The organism is Buttiauxella noackiae, from assembly GCF_000737905.1.
GTDB lineage: Bacteria > Pseudomonadota > Gammaproteobacteria > Enterobacterales > Enterobacteriaceae > Buttiauxella > Buttiauxella noackiae.
This window is the reverse complement of sequence record NZ_JPRU01000001.1, coordinates 1,616,676-1,634,173: the sequence shown is the minus strand read 5'-3', so window position 1 is coordinate 1,634,173 and position 17,498 is coordinate 1,616,676. Positions and strand designations below refer to the sequence as shown.

At 48.1% G+C, this 17,498-nt stretch carries 17 protein-coding genes, 1 tRNA gene and 1 pseudogene; 12 read left to right on the top strand and 7 right to left on the bottom strand.

Going from position 1 to position 17,498, the window contains the following annotated elements; translation table 11 throughout:
- Nucleotides 1-273: 273 nt before the first annotated feature.
- The 3 genes and pseudogenes from IX31_RS07530 (at nucleotide 274) to yahO (ending at nucleotide 3,315) form a co-directional block, all read left to right on the top strand.
- Nucleotides 274-2,253 carry an alkyl/aryl-sulfatase gene (locus tag IX31_RS07530; protein ID WP_479682198.1) on the top strand — a complete coding sequence of 660 codons (1,980 nt, stop codon included), beginning with the start codon at nucleotides 274-276 and terminating at the stop codon, nucleotides 2,251-2,253.
- A gap of 36 nt (nucleotides 2,254-2,289) precedes the next feature.
- Nucleotides 2,290-2,943 (top strand): annotated as a pseudogene (locus IX31_RS07525) (mechanosensitive ion channel family protein); the annotation flags it as partial.
- Nucleotides 2,944-3,045: 102 nt separating this feature from the next.
- On the top strand, nucleotides 3,046-3,315 hold the full coding sequence (gene yahO / locus IX31_RS07520) for a DUF1471 family periplasmic protein YahO (protein ID WP_034456756.1): 270 nt from the start codon (nucleotides 3,046-3,048) through the stop codon (nucleotides 3,313-3,315).
- Nucleotides 3,316-3,626: 311 nt separating this feature from the next.
- Here the strand turns inward: yahO and IX31_RS07515 are convergent.
- Nucleotides 3,627-3,703, bottom strand: a tRNA-Arg gene (locus IX31_RS07515).
- Nucleotides 3,704-3,890: 187 nt separating this feature from the next.
- Between IX31_RS07515 and folD the strand changes: the two genes are divergently transcribed.
- The 5 genes from folD (at nucleotide 3,891) to malI (ending at nucleotide 8,400) form a co-directional block, all read left to right on the top strand.
- Nucleotides 3,891-4,757 carry a bifunctional methylenetetrahydrofolate dehydrogenase/methenyltetrahydrofolate cyclohydrolase FolD gene (gene folD / locus IX31_RS07510; RefSeq protein WP_034456755.1) on the top strand — a complete coding sequence of 289 codons (867 nt, stop codon included), beginning with the start codon at nucleotides 3,891-3,893 and terminating at the stop codon, nucleotides 4,755-4,757.
- A 1-nt stretch (nucleotide 4,758) separates the two neighbouring features.
- Nucleotides 4,759-4,971: a ribosome-associated protein YbcJ gene (gene ybcJ, locus IX31_RS07505; protein WP_034456754.1), complete on the top strand. Its 213-nt coding sequence runs from the start codon at nucleotides 4,759-4,761 to the stop codon at nucleotides 4,969-4,971.
- A gap of 89 nt (nucleotides 4,972-5,060) precedes the next feature.
- Entirely contained in the window at nucleotides 5,061-5,588 is a 528-nt protein-coding gene (locus IX31_RS07500; RefSeq protein WP_034456752.1) for a metal-dependent hydrolase, read from the top strand.
- A gap of 206 nt (nucleotides 5,589-5,794) precedes the next feature.
- Nucleotides 5,795-7,294: a PTS transporter subunit EIIC gene (locus IX31_RS07495; RefSeq protein ID WP_034456750.1), complete on the top strand. Its 1,500-nt coding sequence runs from the start codon at nucleotides 5,795-5,797 to the stop codon at nucleotides 7,292-7,294.
- An 89-nt stretch (nucleotides 7,295-7,383) separates the two neighbouring features.
- Entirely contained in the window at nucleotides 7,384-8,400 is a 1,017-nt protein-coding gene (gene malI, locus IX31_RS07490; RefSeq protein ID WP_034456748.1) for a Mal regulon transcriptional regulator MalI, read from the top strand.
- A gap of 39 nt (nucleotides 8,401-8,439) precedes the next feature.
- Here the strand turns inward: malI and rnk are convergent, their stop codons facing one another.
- Both rnk and IX31_RS07480 read right to left on the bottom strand, forming a co-directional pair.
- Nucleotides 8,440-8,850: a nucleoside diphosphate kinase regulator gene (rnk, locus tag IX31_RS07485; protein WP_034456746.1), complete on the bottom strand. Its 411-nt coding sequence runs from the start codon at nucleotides 8,848-8,850 to the stop codon at nucleotides 8,440-8,442.
- A gap of 149 nt (nucleotides 8,851-8,999) precedes the next feature.
- On the bottom strand, nucleotides 9,000-10,376 hold the full coding sequence (locus IX31_RS07480; protein WP_034457231.1) for a GntP family permease: 1,377 nt from the start codon (nucleotides 10,374-10,376) through the stop codon (nucleotides 9,000-9,002).
- Nucleotides 10,377-10,666: 290 nt separating this feature from the next.
- On the opposite strand from IX31_RS07480, the gene IX31_RS07475 reads away from it, so the two are divergent.
- Nucleotides 10,667-11,497: an alpha/beta fold hydrolase gene (locus IX31_RS07475; protein WP_034456744.1), complete on the top strand. Its 831-nt coding sequence runs from the start codon at nucleotides 10,667-10,669 to the stop codon at nucleotides 11,495-11,497.
- Nucleotides 11,498-11,540: 43 nt separating this feature from the next.
- On the opposite strand, the gene IX31_RS23485 is transcribed toward IX31_RS07475, so the two are convergent.
- The 3 genes from IX31_RS23485 to idnO all read right to left on the bottom strand — a co-directional run bounded on the left by IX31_RS23485 (nucleotide 11,541) and on the right by idnO (nucleotide 13,037).
- Entirely contained in the window at nucleotides 11,541-11,690 is a 150-nt protein-coding gene (locus IX31_RS23485) for a hypothetical protein (RefSeq protein ID WP_167350259.1), read from the bottom strand.
- A gap of 98 nt (nucleotides 11,691-11,788) precedes the next feature.
- Complete coding sequence (locus IX31_RS07470; protein WP_034456742.1) at nucleotides 11,789-12,262, bottom strand: NanQ anomerase/TabA/YiaL family protein; 474 nt, start codon at nucleotides 12,260-12,262, stop codon at nucleotides 11,789-11,791.
- A gap of 10 nt (nucleotides 12,263-12,272) precedes the next feature.
- Nucleotides 12,273-13,037 carry a gluconate 5-dehydrogenase gene (gene idnO, locus IX31_RS07465; protein WP_034456740.1) on the bottom strand — a complete coding sequence of 255 codons (765 nt, stop codon included), beginning with the start codon at nucleotides 13,035-13,037 and terminating at the stop codon, nucleotides 12,273-12,275.
- 193 nt (nucleotides 13,038-13,230) lie between these two features.
- On the opposite strand from idnO, the gene IX31_RS07460 reads away from it, so the two are divergent.
- From IX31_RS07460 to IX31_RS07450, 3 genes are all read left to right on the top strand, one after another.
- A complete protein-coding gene (locus IX31_RS07460; protein ID WP_034456738.1) occupies nucleotides 13,231-14,223 on the top strand; it encodes a LacI family DNA-binding transcriptional regulator in 993 nt (330 codons plus the stop codon).
- Between the two features lie 144 nt (nucleotides 14,224-14,367).
- Nucleotides 14,368-15,315 carry a 2-hydroxyacid dehydrogenase gene (locus tag IX31_RS07455; protein WP_034456736.1) on the top strand — a complete coding sequence of 316 codons (948 nt, stop codon included), beginning with the start codon at nucleotides 14,368-14,370 and terminating at the stop codon, nucleotides 15,313-15,315.
- A 56-nt stretch (nucleotides 15,316-15,371) separates the two neighbouring features.
- Nucleotides 15,372-16,685 (top strand): MFS transporter, encoded by a 1,314-nt coding sequence (locus tag IX31_RS07450; protein ID WP_034456734.1) that lies wholly within the window; start codon nucleotides 15,372-15,374, stop codon nucleotides 16,683-16,685.
- Between the two features lie 3 nt (nucleotides 16,686-16,688).
- Here IX31_RS07450 and rna read toward each other — a convergent pair whose 3' ends face one another.
- The gene (rna, locus tag IX31_RS07445) at nucleotides 16,689-17,495 is read right to left on the bottom strand and encodes a ribonuclease I (protein ID WP_034456732.1); all 807 of its coding nucleotides are present in this window, start codon (nucleotides 17,493-17,495) and stop codon (nucleotides 16,689-16,691) included.
- Between the last annotated feature and the right edge of the window lie 3 nt (nucleotides 17,496-17,498).

The window sequence follows — 17,498 nt, the reverse complement described above, 5'->3', positions numbered from 1 at the left end:
TTTTACAGTGCAATGGAACTAAAGTCGTGAGTGGAAATATTCTGTAAATATGCGGTTTACATTTTGAAAAGTCTTGCACTATAGTTTGAAAAAACAATCACTCATCCAGGTTGTGGAGGGGAAGGAGTTTTTAATTATTAAAAAATACTTTTCAACACTGTGCCTGATTATTTCAGGTAGATTTCTCGATATCGCTAAAAACTCTTCTGACATGAAATGTATTATCCCCTTAATTTGGTGAGGAATAGACAAGTGAAAAGTTATAAAAGGCTAATTCTTGGCACAACTTTGCTGCCTGTTTCATTATGGGTAGCATCCGCTTTAGCTGCACCGGGAGAGACCGCTGCGGTGACCCAACCTGGCGAAGCTACTGAAGCGACAAAACAGGCTAATAATGCCGTTCAGCAATTCCTTCCTTTCTCAAATACACAAGATTTTACTGACGCTAAACAAGGTTTTATTGCGGATTTACCAAGCCCGATTATTAAAGGTGAGTCTGGTAACACCGTCATCGATCTGTCTCAGTATGACTTTTTACGTAAAGAAGGCCCAACCCCTGATACGGTAAACCCGAGCCTGTGGCGTCAGTCGCAGCTGTTAGCGATTCATGGCCTGTTTAAAGTGGTCGATGGTATATACCAGGTTCGTAACATTGACCTGGCAAACATTACGTTTATCCGCGGTAAAACCGGCTGGATAGTTGTCGACCCACTCACTTCTGCGGAAACGGCAAAAGCGGCGCTGGATCTTATCAACGAAAAAGTGGAGAAACTCCCAGTGACCGGTGTGTTGTTTACGCACTCGCACGTTGACCACTTTGCGGGGATTCGCGGCATCGTAAACGAAGAGGATGCGAAGTCCGGTAAAGTGCCGGTGATCGCTCCAGAAGGCTTTATGGAAGAAGCGGTCAGCGAAAACGTCTTTGCCGGTAACGTGATGAGCCGCCGCGCTTCGTATATGTATGGCAACTTACTGCCAAAAGATCCTAAAGGTAACGTGGGTGGTGGTCTGGGACTGACAACCGCTGCGGGTACTATCACGTTGTTTGAACCAACGAAACTGATCGACAAAACCGGTGAAAAGCTGACGGTTGACGGCATTGATGTTGTCTTCCAGATGGCGCCTGGCACCGAAGCACCGGCGGAAATGCTGTTCTATTTCCCGCAGTTTAAAGCCATTGATCTTGCAGAAGATGCCAACCATACCCTGCATAACATTCTGACATTACGCGGTGCCAAAGTGCGTAGTGCACAAAAATGGGGTACCACGCTTAATGAAACCATTAACATGTGGGGCAAAGACGCCGTTGTTTCATTTGGTAGCCACCACTGGCCGCAGTGGGGCAATGAAAATGTTGTAACCCATCTTGAGAGACAGCGGGATCTCTACAAATACATCAACGATCAAACTCTGCGTATGGCAAACCAGGGTATGACGATGAATGAAATTGCTGAGAAATTCACACTGCCCGATAGTCTGGCCAAACAGTTCTACAACCGCGGCTACTACGGTGTGCTCAAGCATAACGTCCGTGCGACTTATCAGCTGTACCTGGGCTTCTGGGACGGCAACCCTGCCAACTTCGACCCGTATCCACCGGCTGAAGAAGCGAAGAAATATGTCGAGATGATTGGTGCCGATAAGATGATTGAAACAGCGAAATCCTCTTTCGATAAAGGGGATTACCGTTGGGCTGCAACAGTCGCCAATAAAGTTGTCTTTGCGCAACCCGATAACAAAGAAGCGCGTGAAGTTGAAGCTAACGCTCTCGAGCAGTTAGGCTACCAGGCCGAGTCAGGCCCGGCGCGTAACTTCTACCTTTCCGGTGCGCAGGAACTGCGTGGCGGCGTGCATAAAGTGGCAACGCCGAACACCAGCTCGCCAGATATTATCCGTGGTATGACGACGCCAATGTTCCTCGACTTCCTGGCAATCCACCTCAATGGGCCGCGGGCGGGCGACCAGAAATACACCTGGAACCTCATCTTCCCTGATACCCAGGAGAAGTTTGTGCTGACCATGCAAAACGGCGTGCTGAACTACAACAAAGATGTTCAGCTCCCGGAAGACAAAGTGGATGGCACCGTGACGCTTAATCGCACTACGCTTGATGACATCGCATTGGGTAAACTCAAACTGGGTAACCTGACCGAAAGTGGCGAAGTGACAATCGATAAGAACAAAGACAAATTTAAAGCGATGTTGGATAACTTCGATAAATTTGATTTCTGGTTCACTATTGCCGAGCCGTAACAGTCGTGATGAAGCCGGGCATCTTTTGATGCCCGGCTTTTTTTAACTTATCTGGCTAATGCCGGAGTGGATATCACCGCACTTATTGCCAGCCTTGGCGTGGGAGGCATCGCGATTGCACTGGCGGTGCAAACCATTCTCAGCGATGTTTTTGCCTCGCTTTCTATTGGCATAGATAAGCCATTCGAAATTGGTGACTTCGTGGTTTTCAATAATGTCACCGGCACGATCGAACATATCGGTTTAAAAACCACACGTATTCGTAGCCTGGGTGGTGAGCAGATCGTCTGTTCAAATGCGGTGCTATTACAGCAGACTATTCATAACTTTAAACGTATGCAGTCGCGACGTATTGTATTTAATTTTGGTATCGCTTTAGATACATCCGTGGATAAGTTGCGGGCTATTGCCGATTTGGTAAAGGAAATTGTATTGCGTTTTGAAAACGTTAAATTCGATCGGGCCCATTTTAGCTCTTTTGGTGTAGACAGACTTAATTTTGAAGTTGTCTATATCATTAATACTGCTGATTACACAAAGTATATGGATATTCAGCAGGAAATTAATATCTCAATTATAGAGGGGTTAAAAACAATGGATGTGAATCTTGCCATTCCGGGTATGATTCTCACCCACAAAAATATATCAGCTGAAAAATTACCGGAACCGAACCATAATGCGTTTCATTAAATCAATAGTTATATGTTGGATTTGTTGATTTGTATCTGCTATAGATTTAATGGGCTTTTATTTTTTCTCACAATCAATGATATCAACATCAAGGAAATACAAATGAAAAAAATCATATCTGGCCTTATTTTGTCTACACTGACTTTCAGTGTGTTTGCTGCTGAGTTGATGCCTAAAAATGAATTTGAAAAAGTGAAAGATCAGTATGTGAAAGTTGGAAGCATTTCGACCTCAGGGAAAACCAGCACCGCTGAAGCGAAAGACGTTCTTTCTAAAAAGGCCGATGAGAAAGGTGGCGATATTTATGTGCTGACCTCTGGAGACACTAATAAAAAAGTGCACGGAACTGCAGACGTTTACAAAAAAAAATAATATGAAAATGCCCGGTGCAGATTGGTCTACACCGGGCGTTGTATTTTTCAACCTGACGCACTCAGCCCAAAAATCGTCTCAGCCCTCGTTCTTCTCAACCTTTTTCTGCTTCATATAATGAAATCTTAGGATAGATACCCAACGCCAGTATTTAGAACCATTGATATGAGCCATCATATATACCAACAGAGATTACTTAATGCTGGTAGATGTCGATAGATGCTAAGAGATTTTCGACGCGCTAAAATTAGCCAATTTGCTGAATTTCAGGCATAAAAAAAGACGTCGATTGACGTCTGTTTACTTCGAAATGGTACGCCCTACAGGGCTCGAACCTGTGACCTACGGCTTAGAAGGCCGTTGCTCTATCCAACTGAGCTAAGGGCGCACTGTATTCCTTTCGGAAGCATTGCGGATTCGGATTATACGGTCAGTACCTTACGAGTCAATGGCTTTTGAACTGCCTGCGCGACAATTGAGCATAAAGGCTTAACAATGCCTGACAGCGGGCCGCGCTTCTGACAAAATAGAAACAATCCCCTCCCTTTTCGATTACAGACGGAATCATCTGACTGATGGCAGCAAAGATTATTGACGGTAAAACGATTGCGCAGCAGGTACGGCTTGAAGTTGCTGAAAAAGTGAAAGCCCGAATTGCCGCTGGAAAACGTGCTCCAGGACTTGCGGTTGTTCTGGTTGGCGAGAATCCTGCTTCGCAAATTTATGTTGGTAGCAAACGTAAGGCATGTGAAGAAGTGGGCTTTATTTCCCGCTCGTACGATTTGCCTGATACCACTTCCGAAGCAGAGCTGCTGGAGCTGATTGATACGCTCAACGCAGATAAAGAAATTGACGGTATCCTGGTGCAGTTACCATTGCCTGCAGGTATCGATAACGTGAAAGTTCTGGAACGTATCGACCCGGATAAAGATGTTGATGGTTTCCACCCATACAACGTAGGTCGCTTGTGCCAACGTTCGCCGCGTCTGCGCCCTTGTACGCCACGTGGCATTGTTACGTTGCTTGAGCGTTACGGTATTGATACTTACGGCCTGAACGCAGTGGTGATTGGCGCATCCAACATTGTTGGCCGTCCGATGAGCATGGAACTGCTGTTGGCGGGTTGCACCACTACCGTGACTCACCGCTTTACCAAAAACCTTCGTCATCACGTTGAAAATGCTGATTTGGTGATCGTGGCTGTTGGTAAACCTGGCTTTATTCCCGGTGAGTGGATCAAGGAAGGGGCGATTGTGGTGGACGTGGGTATTAACCGTCTGGAGAGCGGTAAAGTGGTGGGCGACGTAAATTATGATGAAGCCGCTGCCAAAGCCTCGTATATTACGCCGGTTCCGGGTGGCGTTGGCCCAATGACCGTCGCCACTCTTATCCAGAATACCTTGCAGGCTTGCGAGGAATATCATGATGTCGATGGAGAGTAATATGGCGACCTTCTCATTAGGTAAACACCCACACGTTGAATTGTGCGATCTGCTGAAGCTGGAAGGCTGGTGTGAAAGCGGTGCGCAGGCGAAAGCGGTGATTGCCGAAGGGCTGGTGAAAGTAGACGGTGTTGTTGAAACCCGCAAACGCTGCAAAATTGTTGCTGGTCAGACTGTTGTGTTTGAGAGTCTGAGCATTACAGTTCAAGCGTAACCACGCTCCGATAACGGCCCTCTATGGGCCGTTTCTTTTTTCCCAATCTGATCTATTCTCCATTTCTCACCCATCCACCTTCATAACCTATGCCAACGATTATTACTCATGCCGCCGTGCCAATTTGTTTAGGGTTAGGGCTTGGCAAAAAAATTATTCCTCCACGTCTGTTATTAGGCGGGATCATTCTGGCGATGTTGCCGGATGCCGATGTGCTGGCGTTTAAATTTGGTGTGGCGTATGGCAATGCTTTTGGTCACCGCGGGTTCACGCACTCTTTGTTGTTTGCATTTGTGGTGCCGCTACTTTGTCTGTTTGGCTATCGTTGGTTCCGCGCAGGCTTTGTTCGCGTCTGGTTATTCCTGACCGTGTCACTGCTATCGCATAGCCTGTTGGACTCGGTGACTACTGGAGGTAAAGGGGTTGGCTGGCTATGGCCGTGGTCAGATGAACGATTTTTTGCACCATGGCAGGTGATTCGTGTCGCACCTTTTGAGCTCTCGCGTTACCTCGAACCTCGTGGCCAGGCGGTGATTTGGTCTGAGCTGCAATGGGTTTGGTTACCGGGTTTGCTGATGGCGTTCTTGCTGTTTGTCATGCGCAAAAACCTTCGTTAATAAAGTGTAATCCCCTTCAAAAAAGCAGGTCAAAACCTGCTCAACTTCAAATATTCGATAACAGTATGGCTACAACGCATATTTTTGTTGCCGAGAAAAAAACGTTTCGTCAGTATAGGTAGAACGTTCTACTAGAACGTTCTACCTAGCATAAAAACGCGTAAAAACTAAAACGCGTAGGCGGCGTCAACACCGGGGGATTGTTTATGAGTTTGCTATCCAGTATTACAAAATCGTTATCTAAATTGTCGATGATAGGCCGTGCATTAATGCTGCCTATCTCTTTGTTGCCGGCGGCAGGCTTGTTACTGGCCTTCGGCGATAAATTCCATTTGCCGTTGATGATGAATGCGGGTGGGGTGATTTTCGATAACCTGCCGATGCTATTTGCGATTGGTTCGGCAGTGGGTTTAGCGGCTGAATCGGGGATTGCTGCGCTATCGGCAGCGGTGTCAGTATTTATTATTAACGTCACGATTGGCACGGTGATGCACATCACTCCTGAAATGGCGGCAGCAGGCGGGAAATATGCCATGGTGGTTGGCATCCCGACGTTGCAAATGGGCGTGTTCGGTGGCCTGATTTCCGGCATTCTGGCCGCGTGGTGCTATAACAAATTCCACACCATGCAGCTCCCTGAGTTCCTCGGTTTCTTCTCGGGTAAACGCTTTGTTGCCATCGCTACCGCATTTTTATCTTTCCTGCTCGGGATGGCACTGCCATGGATTTGGTCATATATCCAGTCGGGAATTGATTCGCTGTCGGTTATTGTGAATGGTGATAATCAGGCGCTTTCAACCTTTATCTTCGGCCTGGTTGAACGTGCGTTAATTCCTTTGGGGCTGCACCACATCTGGTATCCGTCATTCTGGTATTCATTTGGTGAGTACACGACTACAGCAGGGCAGGTTATCCACGGTGACCAGACAATCTGGTTCAAGATGCTTGAAGAAGGCGTGAAATCCTTTAGCAGCGACAGCTACCATAACGCAGGCAAATTCATGCAGGGTGAATTCCCACTGATGCTATTTGCATTGCCCGCTGCGTGTCTGGCGATGTACCACGAAGCGAACACCAAAAATAAGAAAATTGCCTCCGGTATTCTGTTCTCTGCAGCATTGACCTGTTTCCTGACAGGCATTACTGAACCGGTTGAATTTACCTTTATCTTTGTTGCACCCATCCTTTATGTATTCAACGCAATTATGGCTGGTCTGTCTTACATGTGTATGTACCTGCTGCATGCGCATATCGCTAAGTCGTTCTCGGCGGGGATGATTGACTATATTTCCTTCGGCATTTTGCCATCGTTCAATGGCTATCAAACCAACTTCCTGTCTGCGGTGATTGTTGGCGTGCCGATGGCGCTGATTTATTACTTCACTTTCCGCTACGTGATTCGCCGTTTTGATGTGAAAACACCGGGTCGTGCAGATGTGACAGCCAACGCGAACGATAAAACTGACACCGAACTTGCTGGCGATATTATCGGCTTGCTGGGTGGTGCAGAGAACATTAACTCCGTGGGTTCGTGCATTACGCGTCTGCGTCTGGAAGTCGAAAAAAGTGAGCATGTGGATAAAGACGGCCTTAACAGCCTTGGTGCTCGCGGCGTGGTGTTTGTCGGTGATTCGGGGATTCAGGTTATCTTTGGTGCCCGCGCACAATTTATTGCCCAGACAATGTCGACAATGATTGGTAAGTAGATAAGTTATTCATATCTTTGAAGCCCTCTGTATGTTTACAGGGGGCTTTATGGTATTGATAACAAGGATATTTAGTGCATAGGAACGGGATGAAAAAGGTCAATATAATTGATGTGGCACAACTGGCAGGAGTTTCTGTCTCCACTGTCTCTTTAGTGCTGCGCCAAAAAGGAAAGATCTCTGAGGCAACTATTGAAAAGGTTAACGCTGCGATTAAACAGCTTGGCTATGTCCATAACGTTGCGGCAGCTAATCTGCGTTCCAGCACCTCAAATCTTATTGGCCTGGTTATTCGTGATTTCAATGACTCCTTTTGTGTAAATGTTATGGCAAGCGTCGTCCATTACCTGGAAAAACAAGGCTATATGGTTTTTCTGGGCCATCCTCAGGACGATGATCAACAACTGCAACAGTGTTTAACATCGTTCACCCAGCAAGGTGTGGCCGGTGTTATTTATCTGGATGCTAACCATCGTTTAGCATCTATTCCGGCGTTGATTGCACAATGCCCGTTGCCAACAGTCATCATCGCTGAATCGACTGTAAGCAGCCATCGGGATGTCATTGGTCGAGATAATCGCCAGGCAGGAAACCAGGCAACGCGTTATTTGATTGACCGTGGCCACCGAAATATCGCCTATTTGGGTGGAACAGCATCGAACTTGATGCGCGAAGAGCGTTTGCTGGGTTATCGCAATGCACTGGCGCAGTACAATTTGCCGTTTCGCGAAGAGTGGGCTCCAGTTTGTGAAAACGATACCGAGAATGCTGCGCGTTTAACACGTCAATTGCTTGAGAAAAATAGCAAAATCACCGCGATGCTCTGTCATTCTCCATCAGCAATTATTGGCTGTCTCAATGGTATCCAGCAGGTTGGGCGAACGGTCGGTAAAGACGTGTTTTTGACTCAACAGGTTTCGTTGATTGGTTTCGAAGACATGATGCACATTAATCTCACCTCGCCACGTTTCACTTACGTTTCATCATCCAGCGAGGAAGCAGGCCGACAAGCGGCAACATTGATTGTGAATAAAATTAAAGAGCCGACGATGCCTGCTCAGAAGATTATTATTTCAGGAGAGTTGGTGCTGAGGGAATCAGCCTGACAAATATTATCCCCCTTTAAGAAAAGGGGGACACATCATTTAACGGTGGTACTCGCCAGCGGCTTCCGGCTGGTATTGCAACTCCAGCACTTCCAGATGCGTCTGGTTACCGTTCGGTAACGTCCAGTTAATTGTCGCACCAACACGCAAACCCAGCAGTGCAGCGCCAACCGGCGCCATGACTGAGAGTTGATTGTCGCTGTCCGTCAGATTTACCGGGTAAACCAGCGTGCGAACATGCTCTTCTTTTGAGGATAGATCGCGGAATTTTACGCGGCTGTTCATCGTAACGACGTCGGCCGGAATATCTTCAGGCTTACGCATTTCTGCTCTGTCCAGTTCTGCGTTCAGCACTGTAGCTACCGGCTGGTTAGCAAATTGTGGTTGCTCCAGCAAACGGTCAATACGCTCGGCATCGAGTTCATTAATGATAATGGCTGGTCTGGACATATTTCTCTCCGTGTAAAAAAACAGGCACTCTTGTGCCTGATGTGGACCTTACAAAAGAAAACCCTCACCGGTAAGAGTGAGGGTTTGGTCTGCAGTGATAATACTGAGCTTAACACATAGTTTAAAGTGACCTGAGTCACAAACTGCAGTTACAGAATAATGCTACCTACTAATGCGAACAGGAAAGCGATAGTACCAATCAGCGTTTCCATCACGGTCCAGGTTTTCAGTGTTGTTTTCTCGTCCATTTCCAGGAAACGGCCAACCAGCCAGAAACCGGAGTCGTTAACGTGAGACAGAACCGTCGCACCACCTGCAATTGCCACTACGATGAAGCACAGATCGAACTGGCTCAAGCCTGGCGTTGCCGCAACCATTGGTGAGATAAGTGCCGCAGTAGTCGTCAGAGCAACGGTCGCAGAACCTTGCGCCACACGCAGAGCGGTCGAGATAACAAACGCGGCAACAATCACCGGCATACCTGTATCAGACAGCACACCCGCAAGTGCATCACCAATGCCGCTGGCACGCAGAACGCCACCAAACATACCACCCGCACCGGTCACCAAAATGATGCCGCAGATTGGGCCAAGCGCGCCATCGCACACTTTTTCCAGGTGCTGACGGCTATGACGACCACTAAACACAGCAAGAGCAAAGAACACTGTAATCAGCAATGCTATCGGGGTTTTACCCAACATGCGCAGGAACTGAACTACGGTATTGTCAGCCGTTACCCAACCGAGCACGGTAGCTGTGTTCAGGCCGGTATCAAGGAAAATCAACACCAGTGGCAGTAGCAGAATCGACAATACAGTGCCAAAAGAGGGCGGCTGGTGGTTTGGATCCGCTTCTACATTGCCGAGGAAAGAAGAAGGCAATGGAACGTCGAATTTCTTACCAGCATACAGGCCAAACAGATACGCACCGAGATACCAGGTTGGAATCGCGATAACCAGGCCAACAATGACCAGCAGCCCAATGTTTGCGCCCAGCAATTCACTGGCAGCAACCGGACCCGGATGCGGTGGCAGAAGTGCGTGCATCACAGCGAATGCACCCGCAGCAGGCAGCGCATATTTCAGCGTAGAACCGCCGAATTGTTTTGCTACGCTGAAAATAATAGGCAGCATGACTACCAGGCCCGCATCGAAGAAGATTGGGAAGCCAAACAGCAAAGATGCGACACCAAGCGCCAGTGGCGCGCGGTGTGAACCAAATTTTCCGACCAGTGTGTCAGCCAATACTTTGGCGCCGCCAGAAATTTCGAGCAGACGGCCAATCATGGCACCAAGGCCAACCAGCAGAGCAACGCCCGCCAGGGTACTGCCAAAACCGCCCAAAATCGTTGGGACAATTTTATCGAATGAGACACCGGTAACCAGTGCAACAACAACACTCACTAATGTTAATGCTAAGAATGCATGCACTTTGAAGCGCATGATGAGTATAAGTAGGAGTACGACTGCACAAGCAGCAATCCCAAGAAGGGTCCCTGCGCCGTAATGTGCTGTTATTTCGGTCATATTTTTGTCCTCTGCGCCGAATTTATAGATGAACGATACGTTAAGCATAATTCACCATATTTCTGATACCGGTAACATGATATCGGTAACATTGCGTGTTCGGGAATGGAGTACACCATGTTTATTAACATTTTGAGAGCAACTTCAAACTATCGAAAGAAACAGTCCGTAAGCCTCATTGATTAATTGCTGACCGTAAATAAACCTGCCATGGGCAAATTTTGAATTAATCTGTATAAGCACGTTTCAATCTGGCGCCTTGTGCGGTCATCACCTGAACCGGAGATATCATGAGCCATTACGACAAACTCACGTTAAAGGACGGCAGTTCTCTTTACTTTAAGGATTGGGGAGAAGGGCAACCGATAGTATTCAGCCACGGCTGGCCATTAACGGCAGATGCGTTTGAAGATCAGATGTTTTTCCTTGGGCAGAAGGGATTCCGGGTTATTGCTCATGACCGACGAGGGCATGGTCGTTCGTCACAGTCATGGGATGGAAATAACATGGATCAGTATGCCGATGATCTGGCCGAACTGACCGCGCATTTGAACCTCAAAGATGCCGTTCATGTCGGGCACTCAACAGGTGGTGGGGAAGTGGCGCGTTATATTGGTCGCCATGGCACCAGTCGAGTGGCAAAAGCAGTGCTGATAAGTGCCGTTCCACCGATCATGCTGAAAACAGATTTTAATCCTGATGGTGTGCCTATCGAGGTATTTGATGGTATCCGGGAAGGTGTGCGTGCTAATCGTGCCGACTTTTTCAAAGAGTTGACGATGGCATTTTACGGTTACAACCGTCCTGGTGCGAAAATTTCAGAAGGTGTGCGGGAGAGTTTTGTTGAGCAAGGCATGCAGGGCGGTATCAAAGCACTGTACGACTGTATTAAAGCTTTTTCTGAGACAGATCAGCGTGAAGATCTGAAGAAAATGACTATCCCGACGCTGGTGATTCATGGTGATGACGATCAGATTGTGCCGTTTGAAACCTGCGGCAAGGTGACAGCGGCGACACTGCCAGATGCGACGTTCAAAGTTTATGAAGGTGGCTCACACGGAATTTGCACGACGGAGAAAGACCGGGTTAATGCTGATTTACTGGCATTTTTGAAAGGTTAGCTGTTGTGGGCGGGTAAGTGACAATTACCCGCCATTCAGGCACTCATTTCATTGCTACCGGCAACATAATCTCTTTCAAAATTTCATAGCGCTGTTGGGGTGAAAGCCAAATCAAACCCAACAGCTTATGCGCTTTTTCTTCACGTTCAAATTGAGCTTTTAACTGCATTAAAAAACGTTTCGTTGTGTTCATAATTACCTCCACATTTGATAAACAAAGCATATGTCTACAAACCCGGAACTAACAGTGAACTGATTGTTTTTTGTCTTCCGTATTTAATCGAAAAGGTACTATCTGTTGATCAAACTCACATCGATCTTCGCCACAATTTTTCTCAGCGCAGCCGGTTCATTTAGCGTTGCCATAGGGCGGTGAAGCTCACCGGGAAAAAGAATTGTCAGATCGCCCGGCTGCAATTTTATTAACGTTTCACAGCCCATATTTTTATAGAAGCCAATATCATTTTGCTCATCGAACACGCCGTCTTGTTGCTGCTGCTGTTCCACCGGTGCGGCACCGATTATCTCTTCGCCTTCAAGCACGATATGCACGTCGATATAACGGGCGTGTAGTTCAGGGCGCTGCTCTTCCAATGGTTTGGTTTTGCCATCGAATACCGAAAAATAGATAAGTTCGCCTTCAATCGGGTATTTGCCGTTGGCTAATTGCTGCGGACGGTTTGCGATAATTGCCTGTAACGCATGGCGAATCACCGTTGGGTAAACCGGGTTATGAGCGGCATTCTCAAGTTTATCAATAATCATGTTTCCCCCCTTACACCGCAACCAGCATGCCGCCATCAACAAACAGCAGGTGGCCATTCACGAAGTTTGACGCTTTTGACGACAGGAACACCGCAGCACCAATCAGTTCTTCAGGGTCACCCCAACGTGCTGCTGGCGTGCGTTTGCACAACCACTGTGTGAAAGCTTCGTCGTCGACCAATGATTTAGTCATATCTGTTTTGAAGTAACCTGGTGCAATACCGTTGACCTGAATGTTGTAGCGCGCCAGTTCCACGCACATACCGCGGGTCAACATTTTTACCGCTCCTTTTGCCGCGGCATACGGCGTAATGGTGTCGCGGCCCAGCTCACTTTGCATTGAGCAAATATTGATTATTTTTCCGGCCTGGCGTTTTACCATGCGTCGTGAAACAGACTGTGAAACTAAAAATACGGCGGTCTGATTTACAGCAATAATATCGTTCCATTCATTAACCGGAAATTCAGTAAATGGGTGGCGACGCTGAATGCCAGCATTATTAATTAATACATCAATTGGCCCGATCTCTTGCTCGATATTTTCAATGGCAGCTTCCACTGCTTCCGGGTCGGTAACATTAAATGCAGCAGTCCAGGCGGTGTAACCACAGTCACGTAATTTCATTGCCGCATGTTCGGCGCGTTCAGCAGTAATATCATTGATGATAATTTCAGCACCATGCTCAGCCAGGCCTTGTGCTAATAAAAAGCCTATCCCTTGTGCAGAGCCGGTAATTAATACGCGTTTGTTGTCGAGCGTAAATAAATTCGTCATGGTGAATTCCTGTTATTTTTGCATCGTATTTAATATCCCTTATCAAAGCGGTTCAGAGCGGGTAAAACTGTGAAGTAGATCACTGCGAATGGTGTTACGCCCGCATGATACCTGGAGTGTGAAGTGTGGTAGCTTTTCTTTTGTTAAGGATGCGAGGCATAATCCTTTTCCCGCGGGTTATCAGGAAAACCAGATGAAGTACCAGCGCATTACATTGCAGGACATTGCCGCCCTTGCGGGGGTGACAAAAATGACCGTCAGCCGTTATTTGCGCACACCGGATAAAGTAGCCCCGGAAACTGCCGCCCGAATTGCTGAAGTTATGGCGGAAGTCAATTATATGCCTGACCCTGAAAACAGGGCGCTGGCAAGCAATATGCAGCCGCGAATCGGCGTTATTATTCCCTCATTTAATAACCAGATTTTTGCCGATTTACTGGCAGGTATCGAATCCGTAACAAAGCCGATGGGTTACCAGACGTTGGTGGTTAATTACGATTACGACCGCGAGCGTGAAGAAGAACAAATTGCCACAGTGCTGGGTTTTAACGTCGCGGGGCTGATTCTGACGGAAACCGTGCATACGTTGCGGACCGAGAAGTATCTAAGTGCTGCCGGAATCCCTGTGGCTGAAGTGATGGACCTGGTGCCTGGTAGCGGGCGCATTAATGTCGGCTTTGATAACTTCCGTGCCGGGTTTGATATGACCAATATGCTGATTGCCAGCGGCAAGAAGCGGATTATCTATTTAGGTTCGATGGCCGATGTACGTGATATCAAGCGGTATGAAGGTTATTGTAAAGCCATGTCGGATGCGGGTTTGGCTGACGGTCGGCTGATGCCAAATAAAGTTTCTTCCGTAAGTATGGGTACTGGAATGATGGCGATGGCGCGCCAGATGTACCCGGATATGGACGGTATTTTATGTACTAATGACGATCTCGCAGCAGGGGTGTTACAAGAATGCCAGGCTGCCAACATTCGTGTGCCGGAACAGATGGGAATTGCGGGTTTTCACGGTCTTGAAATCGGCCAGGTTACGGTTCCAAAACTTGCCAGTGTTGTCACGCCACGCTTTGAGATAGGGAAAGTCGCCACAGAAATTTTATTGAAAAAAATCAATAAACAACCAACGATTGAACAAGTCGATTTGCACTATCGCTTATCTCTTGGCGGCACACTTTAGTCGCTTAAATGCTGAAGCGATCACGCTAACGGTAACACGGTTTTCTAACATGAATTGGCGTGACCTGTGTCGCAAAACCCTGCGCTTAAAAAGGCTTTGATGTTAAGCAGAAATATTGACTTAGCTGACTTAACCGGGGGAACCATGTCGCAACCTACCCAACACGTATTACTTATTGCTCCAGTGATGGATGCACTTCAGCAGCAACTGGATACTCATTACACCGTTCATCGCCTTTACCAGCAGTCTGACGCTGTGGCCTGGCTTGCTGATAACGGCGCGCAAATTGGTGCTGTTGTAACGCGGGGTGATATCGGCGTGACTACCGCCGTGCTGGAAAATCTGCCTCAGGTCGGCGTGATTGCCATTTTTGGCGTCGGCACTGACGCGGTGGATCTGGAATATGCTCGCCGCAGGGATATTGCGGTGACCATTACTGCCGGGGCGCTCACTGATGATGTCGCTGACCTGGCTTTCGGTTTGTTGTTGAGTAGTGCTCGCCAACTGTGCCAGGGTGACCGCTTCGTACGAGAAGGGCGCTGGCTCAAGGAAAGCTCCGCATTGGCAACTCAGGTGAGTTGTAAACGTATCGGTATTTTTGGGATGGGAAATATTGGCCGTGCCATCGCCCGTCGTGCCAGCGGATTTGATATGGAAATTTATTACACCGATCGCAAAGTGGATAGCTCACTGCCGTATCACTGGTGTGAAGATGTTTTAAGTCTGGCCAGCAATAGTGACTTTTTTATTGTTGCGGTATCGGGTGGCAAGGCAAGCCATGGCATTGTGAATCGGCAAGTATTCGAGGCATTACCTAAACATGCGTTGGTCATTAATATCGCTCGCGGCAGCATTATCAATGAGCAGGATTTAATTACCGCTTTGCAAAATGGTGATATTTCCGGTGCCGGTCTGGACGTTTTTGCTAATGAACCTAATGTCCCTTCCGCGCTTATTGAGATGGATAATGTGGTATTACAGCCCCACGTCGCCAGCGCAACCCATGAAACCCGTCAGCGTATGAGTAATATCGTATTTGAAAATGTTCAGGCTTATTTTAATGGACAGATATTGCCACATCGCATGAATTAAAATTACCGGCGCCCTTGATAAAAGGGCAATGACTTTTATTGTCACGGAACAATACCATGGAAAAGAAAATACCCGGCACTCGTTGGTGGCGTGTGGTTGCGCCTATTTTAATCGCCTGCATTATTTCCTTTATGGATCGGGTGAATATTAGTTTTGCACTCCCCGGCGGAATGGAAGCCGATTTAGGTATTACCAGCCAAATGGCGGGCCTCACCAGCGGCATATTTTTCATCGGCTATCTTTTTTTGCAGATCCCCGGTGGGCGTGCGGCTGTAAACGGCAGCGGTAAACGCTTTATTGCCTGGTCGCTGGTGGCATGGGCTATCGTGTCCGTCGCCACAGGTTTTGTCACCAACCATTATCAGGTCTTAGTTCTGCGCTTTGTGCTCGGTGTTGCCGAAGGCGGAATGCTGCCAGTCGTGCTGACGATGATCAGTAACTGGTTCCCGGACCGTGAAATTGGGCGAGCTAATGCTTTTGTCATGATGTTCGCGCCCATCGGCGGCATGGTTACCGCCCCAATATCTGGTGCGATTATTCAGAGTCTGGACTGGCGCTGGCTGTTTATCATCGAAGGTTTGCTGTCGATTGTGGTGTTGGCGGTGTGGTGGGTGCTGATCAGTGACCGCCCCCAAGAAGCGCGTTGGTTGCCCGCTGCAGAACGGGAATACCTGCTGGCAGAACTGGAAAGTGACCGTCAGGCGCGAAGTCTGAAACAGCCGGTAAGTAATGCACCGTTGCGCGACGTATTTCGTAATAGCAGTCTAATGAAGCTGGTGGCGCTTAACTTTTTCTACCAAACCGGTGATTACGGCTACACGCTGTGGTTGCCGACAATCCTCAAAAATCTGACCGGCGCGAATATGGCGGGTGTTGGGCTGCTGGCAATCGTGCCGTTTGTCGCAACGATTATCGGTATCTATGTCATTTCGATGCTCAGCGATAAAACAGGTAAACGCCGGCTGTGGGTGATGATTTCACTATTGTGCTTTGCAGCGGCATTGCTGGCATCGGTAGTTTTACGTCATAACATTATCGCAGCCTACATTGCGTTAGTGGTGTGCGGGTTCTTCCTCAAGGCGGCAACGAGTCCGTTCTGGTCGATTCCGGGGCGAATTGCCTCTCCAGAGGTTGCCGGCGGGGCACGTGGTGTGATTAACGGTTTAGGCAATCTGGGGGGCTTCTGTGGGCCATGGCTGGTGGGGATGATGATTTATCTCTACGGGCAGAACATGGCAGTCTGCGCCCTGGCCGGTTCATTGGTGATCGCAGCACTGATAACCCTGACGCTACCAAAGAACTGCGATCTGACTCCTGATAAGGGTAAGCCAGTCGCAGATGAATCGGCTAAACAACCACACGTTGCTTAACGATCAATAACCTACAGCATCCAGGCGAAACTGCTTCGCGCAGTTGCCTGGATTTCTTTGTGTGGCAAACGAGCTTTCATTAAGCGGGCCATTAATTTTTGTAGCATCCAGCGAGATTTGCATTTCCGTCAGGTATGCCGGGTTTCCGTTACAGGTCAGTTTTACCGCCTTCACCGCATCATTTCCCCAGCTCTTCTCCAGCGCTTTGTTGAACGCTTTGCGCGTGACAACTTTGCCGTAGTTTGTTGCCAAAAATTCACCAAAAGCACTTTCTTTAAATTCATGGTTCAGGCGAACCATAGTTCCGAAATAGGCGTTGGGGTTAAAACCAAAACACGCGCCATGTTTTGCGAACTCATAGCGATCAAGGCACGACTGGCCTCCAGCCCCTGGCATGACGCCCGCGAGTTTGCTGGCGATATCTGTTGATAACGCAGGTGCTGGTGCCTGGCATTTTTGCGAACCGCGAACTTCGGCCATGTTGGGCACCGGGCGGGTTGAACAGCCATAGCGCATCCACCGTTTTTCATCCACGCCTCGTGCCGCGACCGATTTTGGTAAACCTGGCCACAGGCCGTGCACGGTTAAGAAAGTGCGCTTGTCATTTTGTTCTTGCTGCGTTTTACATTCGACAGGTTCGTTGCGGTTACGCTCATGCATACTCTGGCAAAACCCTGTTTGCCAGGACAGAGCCAGCACGTAACGGTCGAAATCGGCGTACTGTTTGGCGGCGAGTTCTTCCGCTTGTAACAGATGGCTTGTGGCCAGTAGGGAAGTCAGGATTAGCGTGTTTTGCCACATCAATTTCATCGT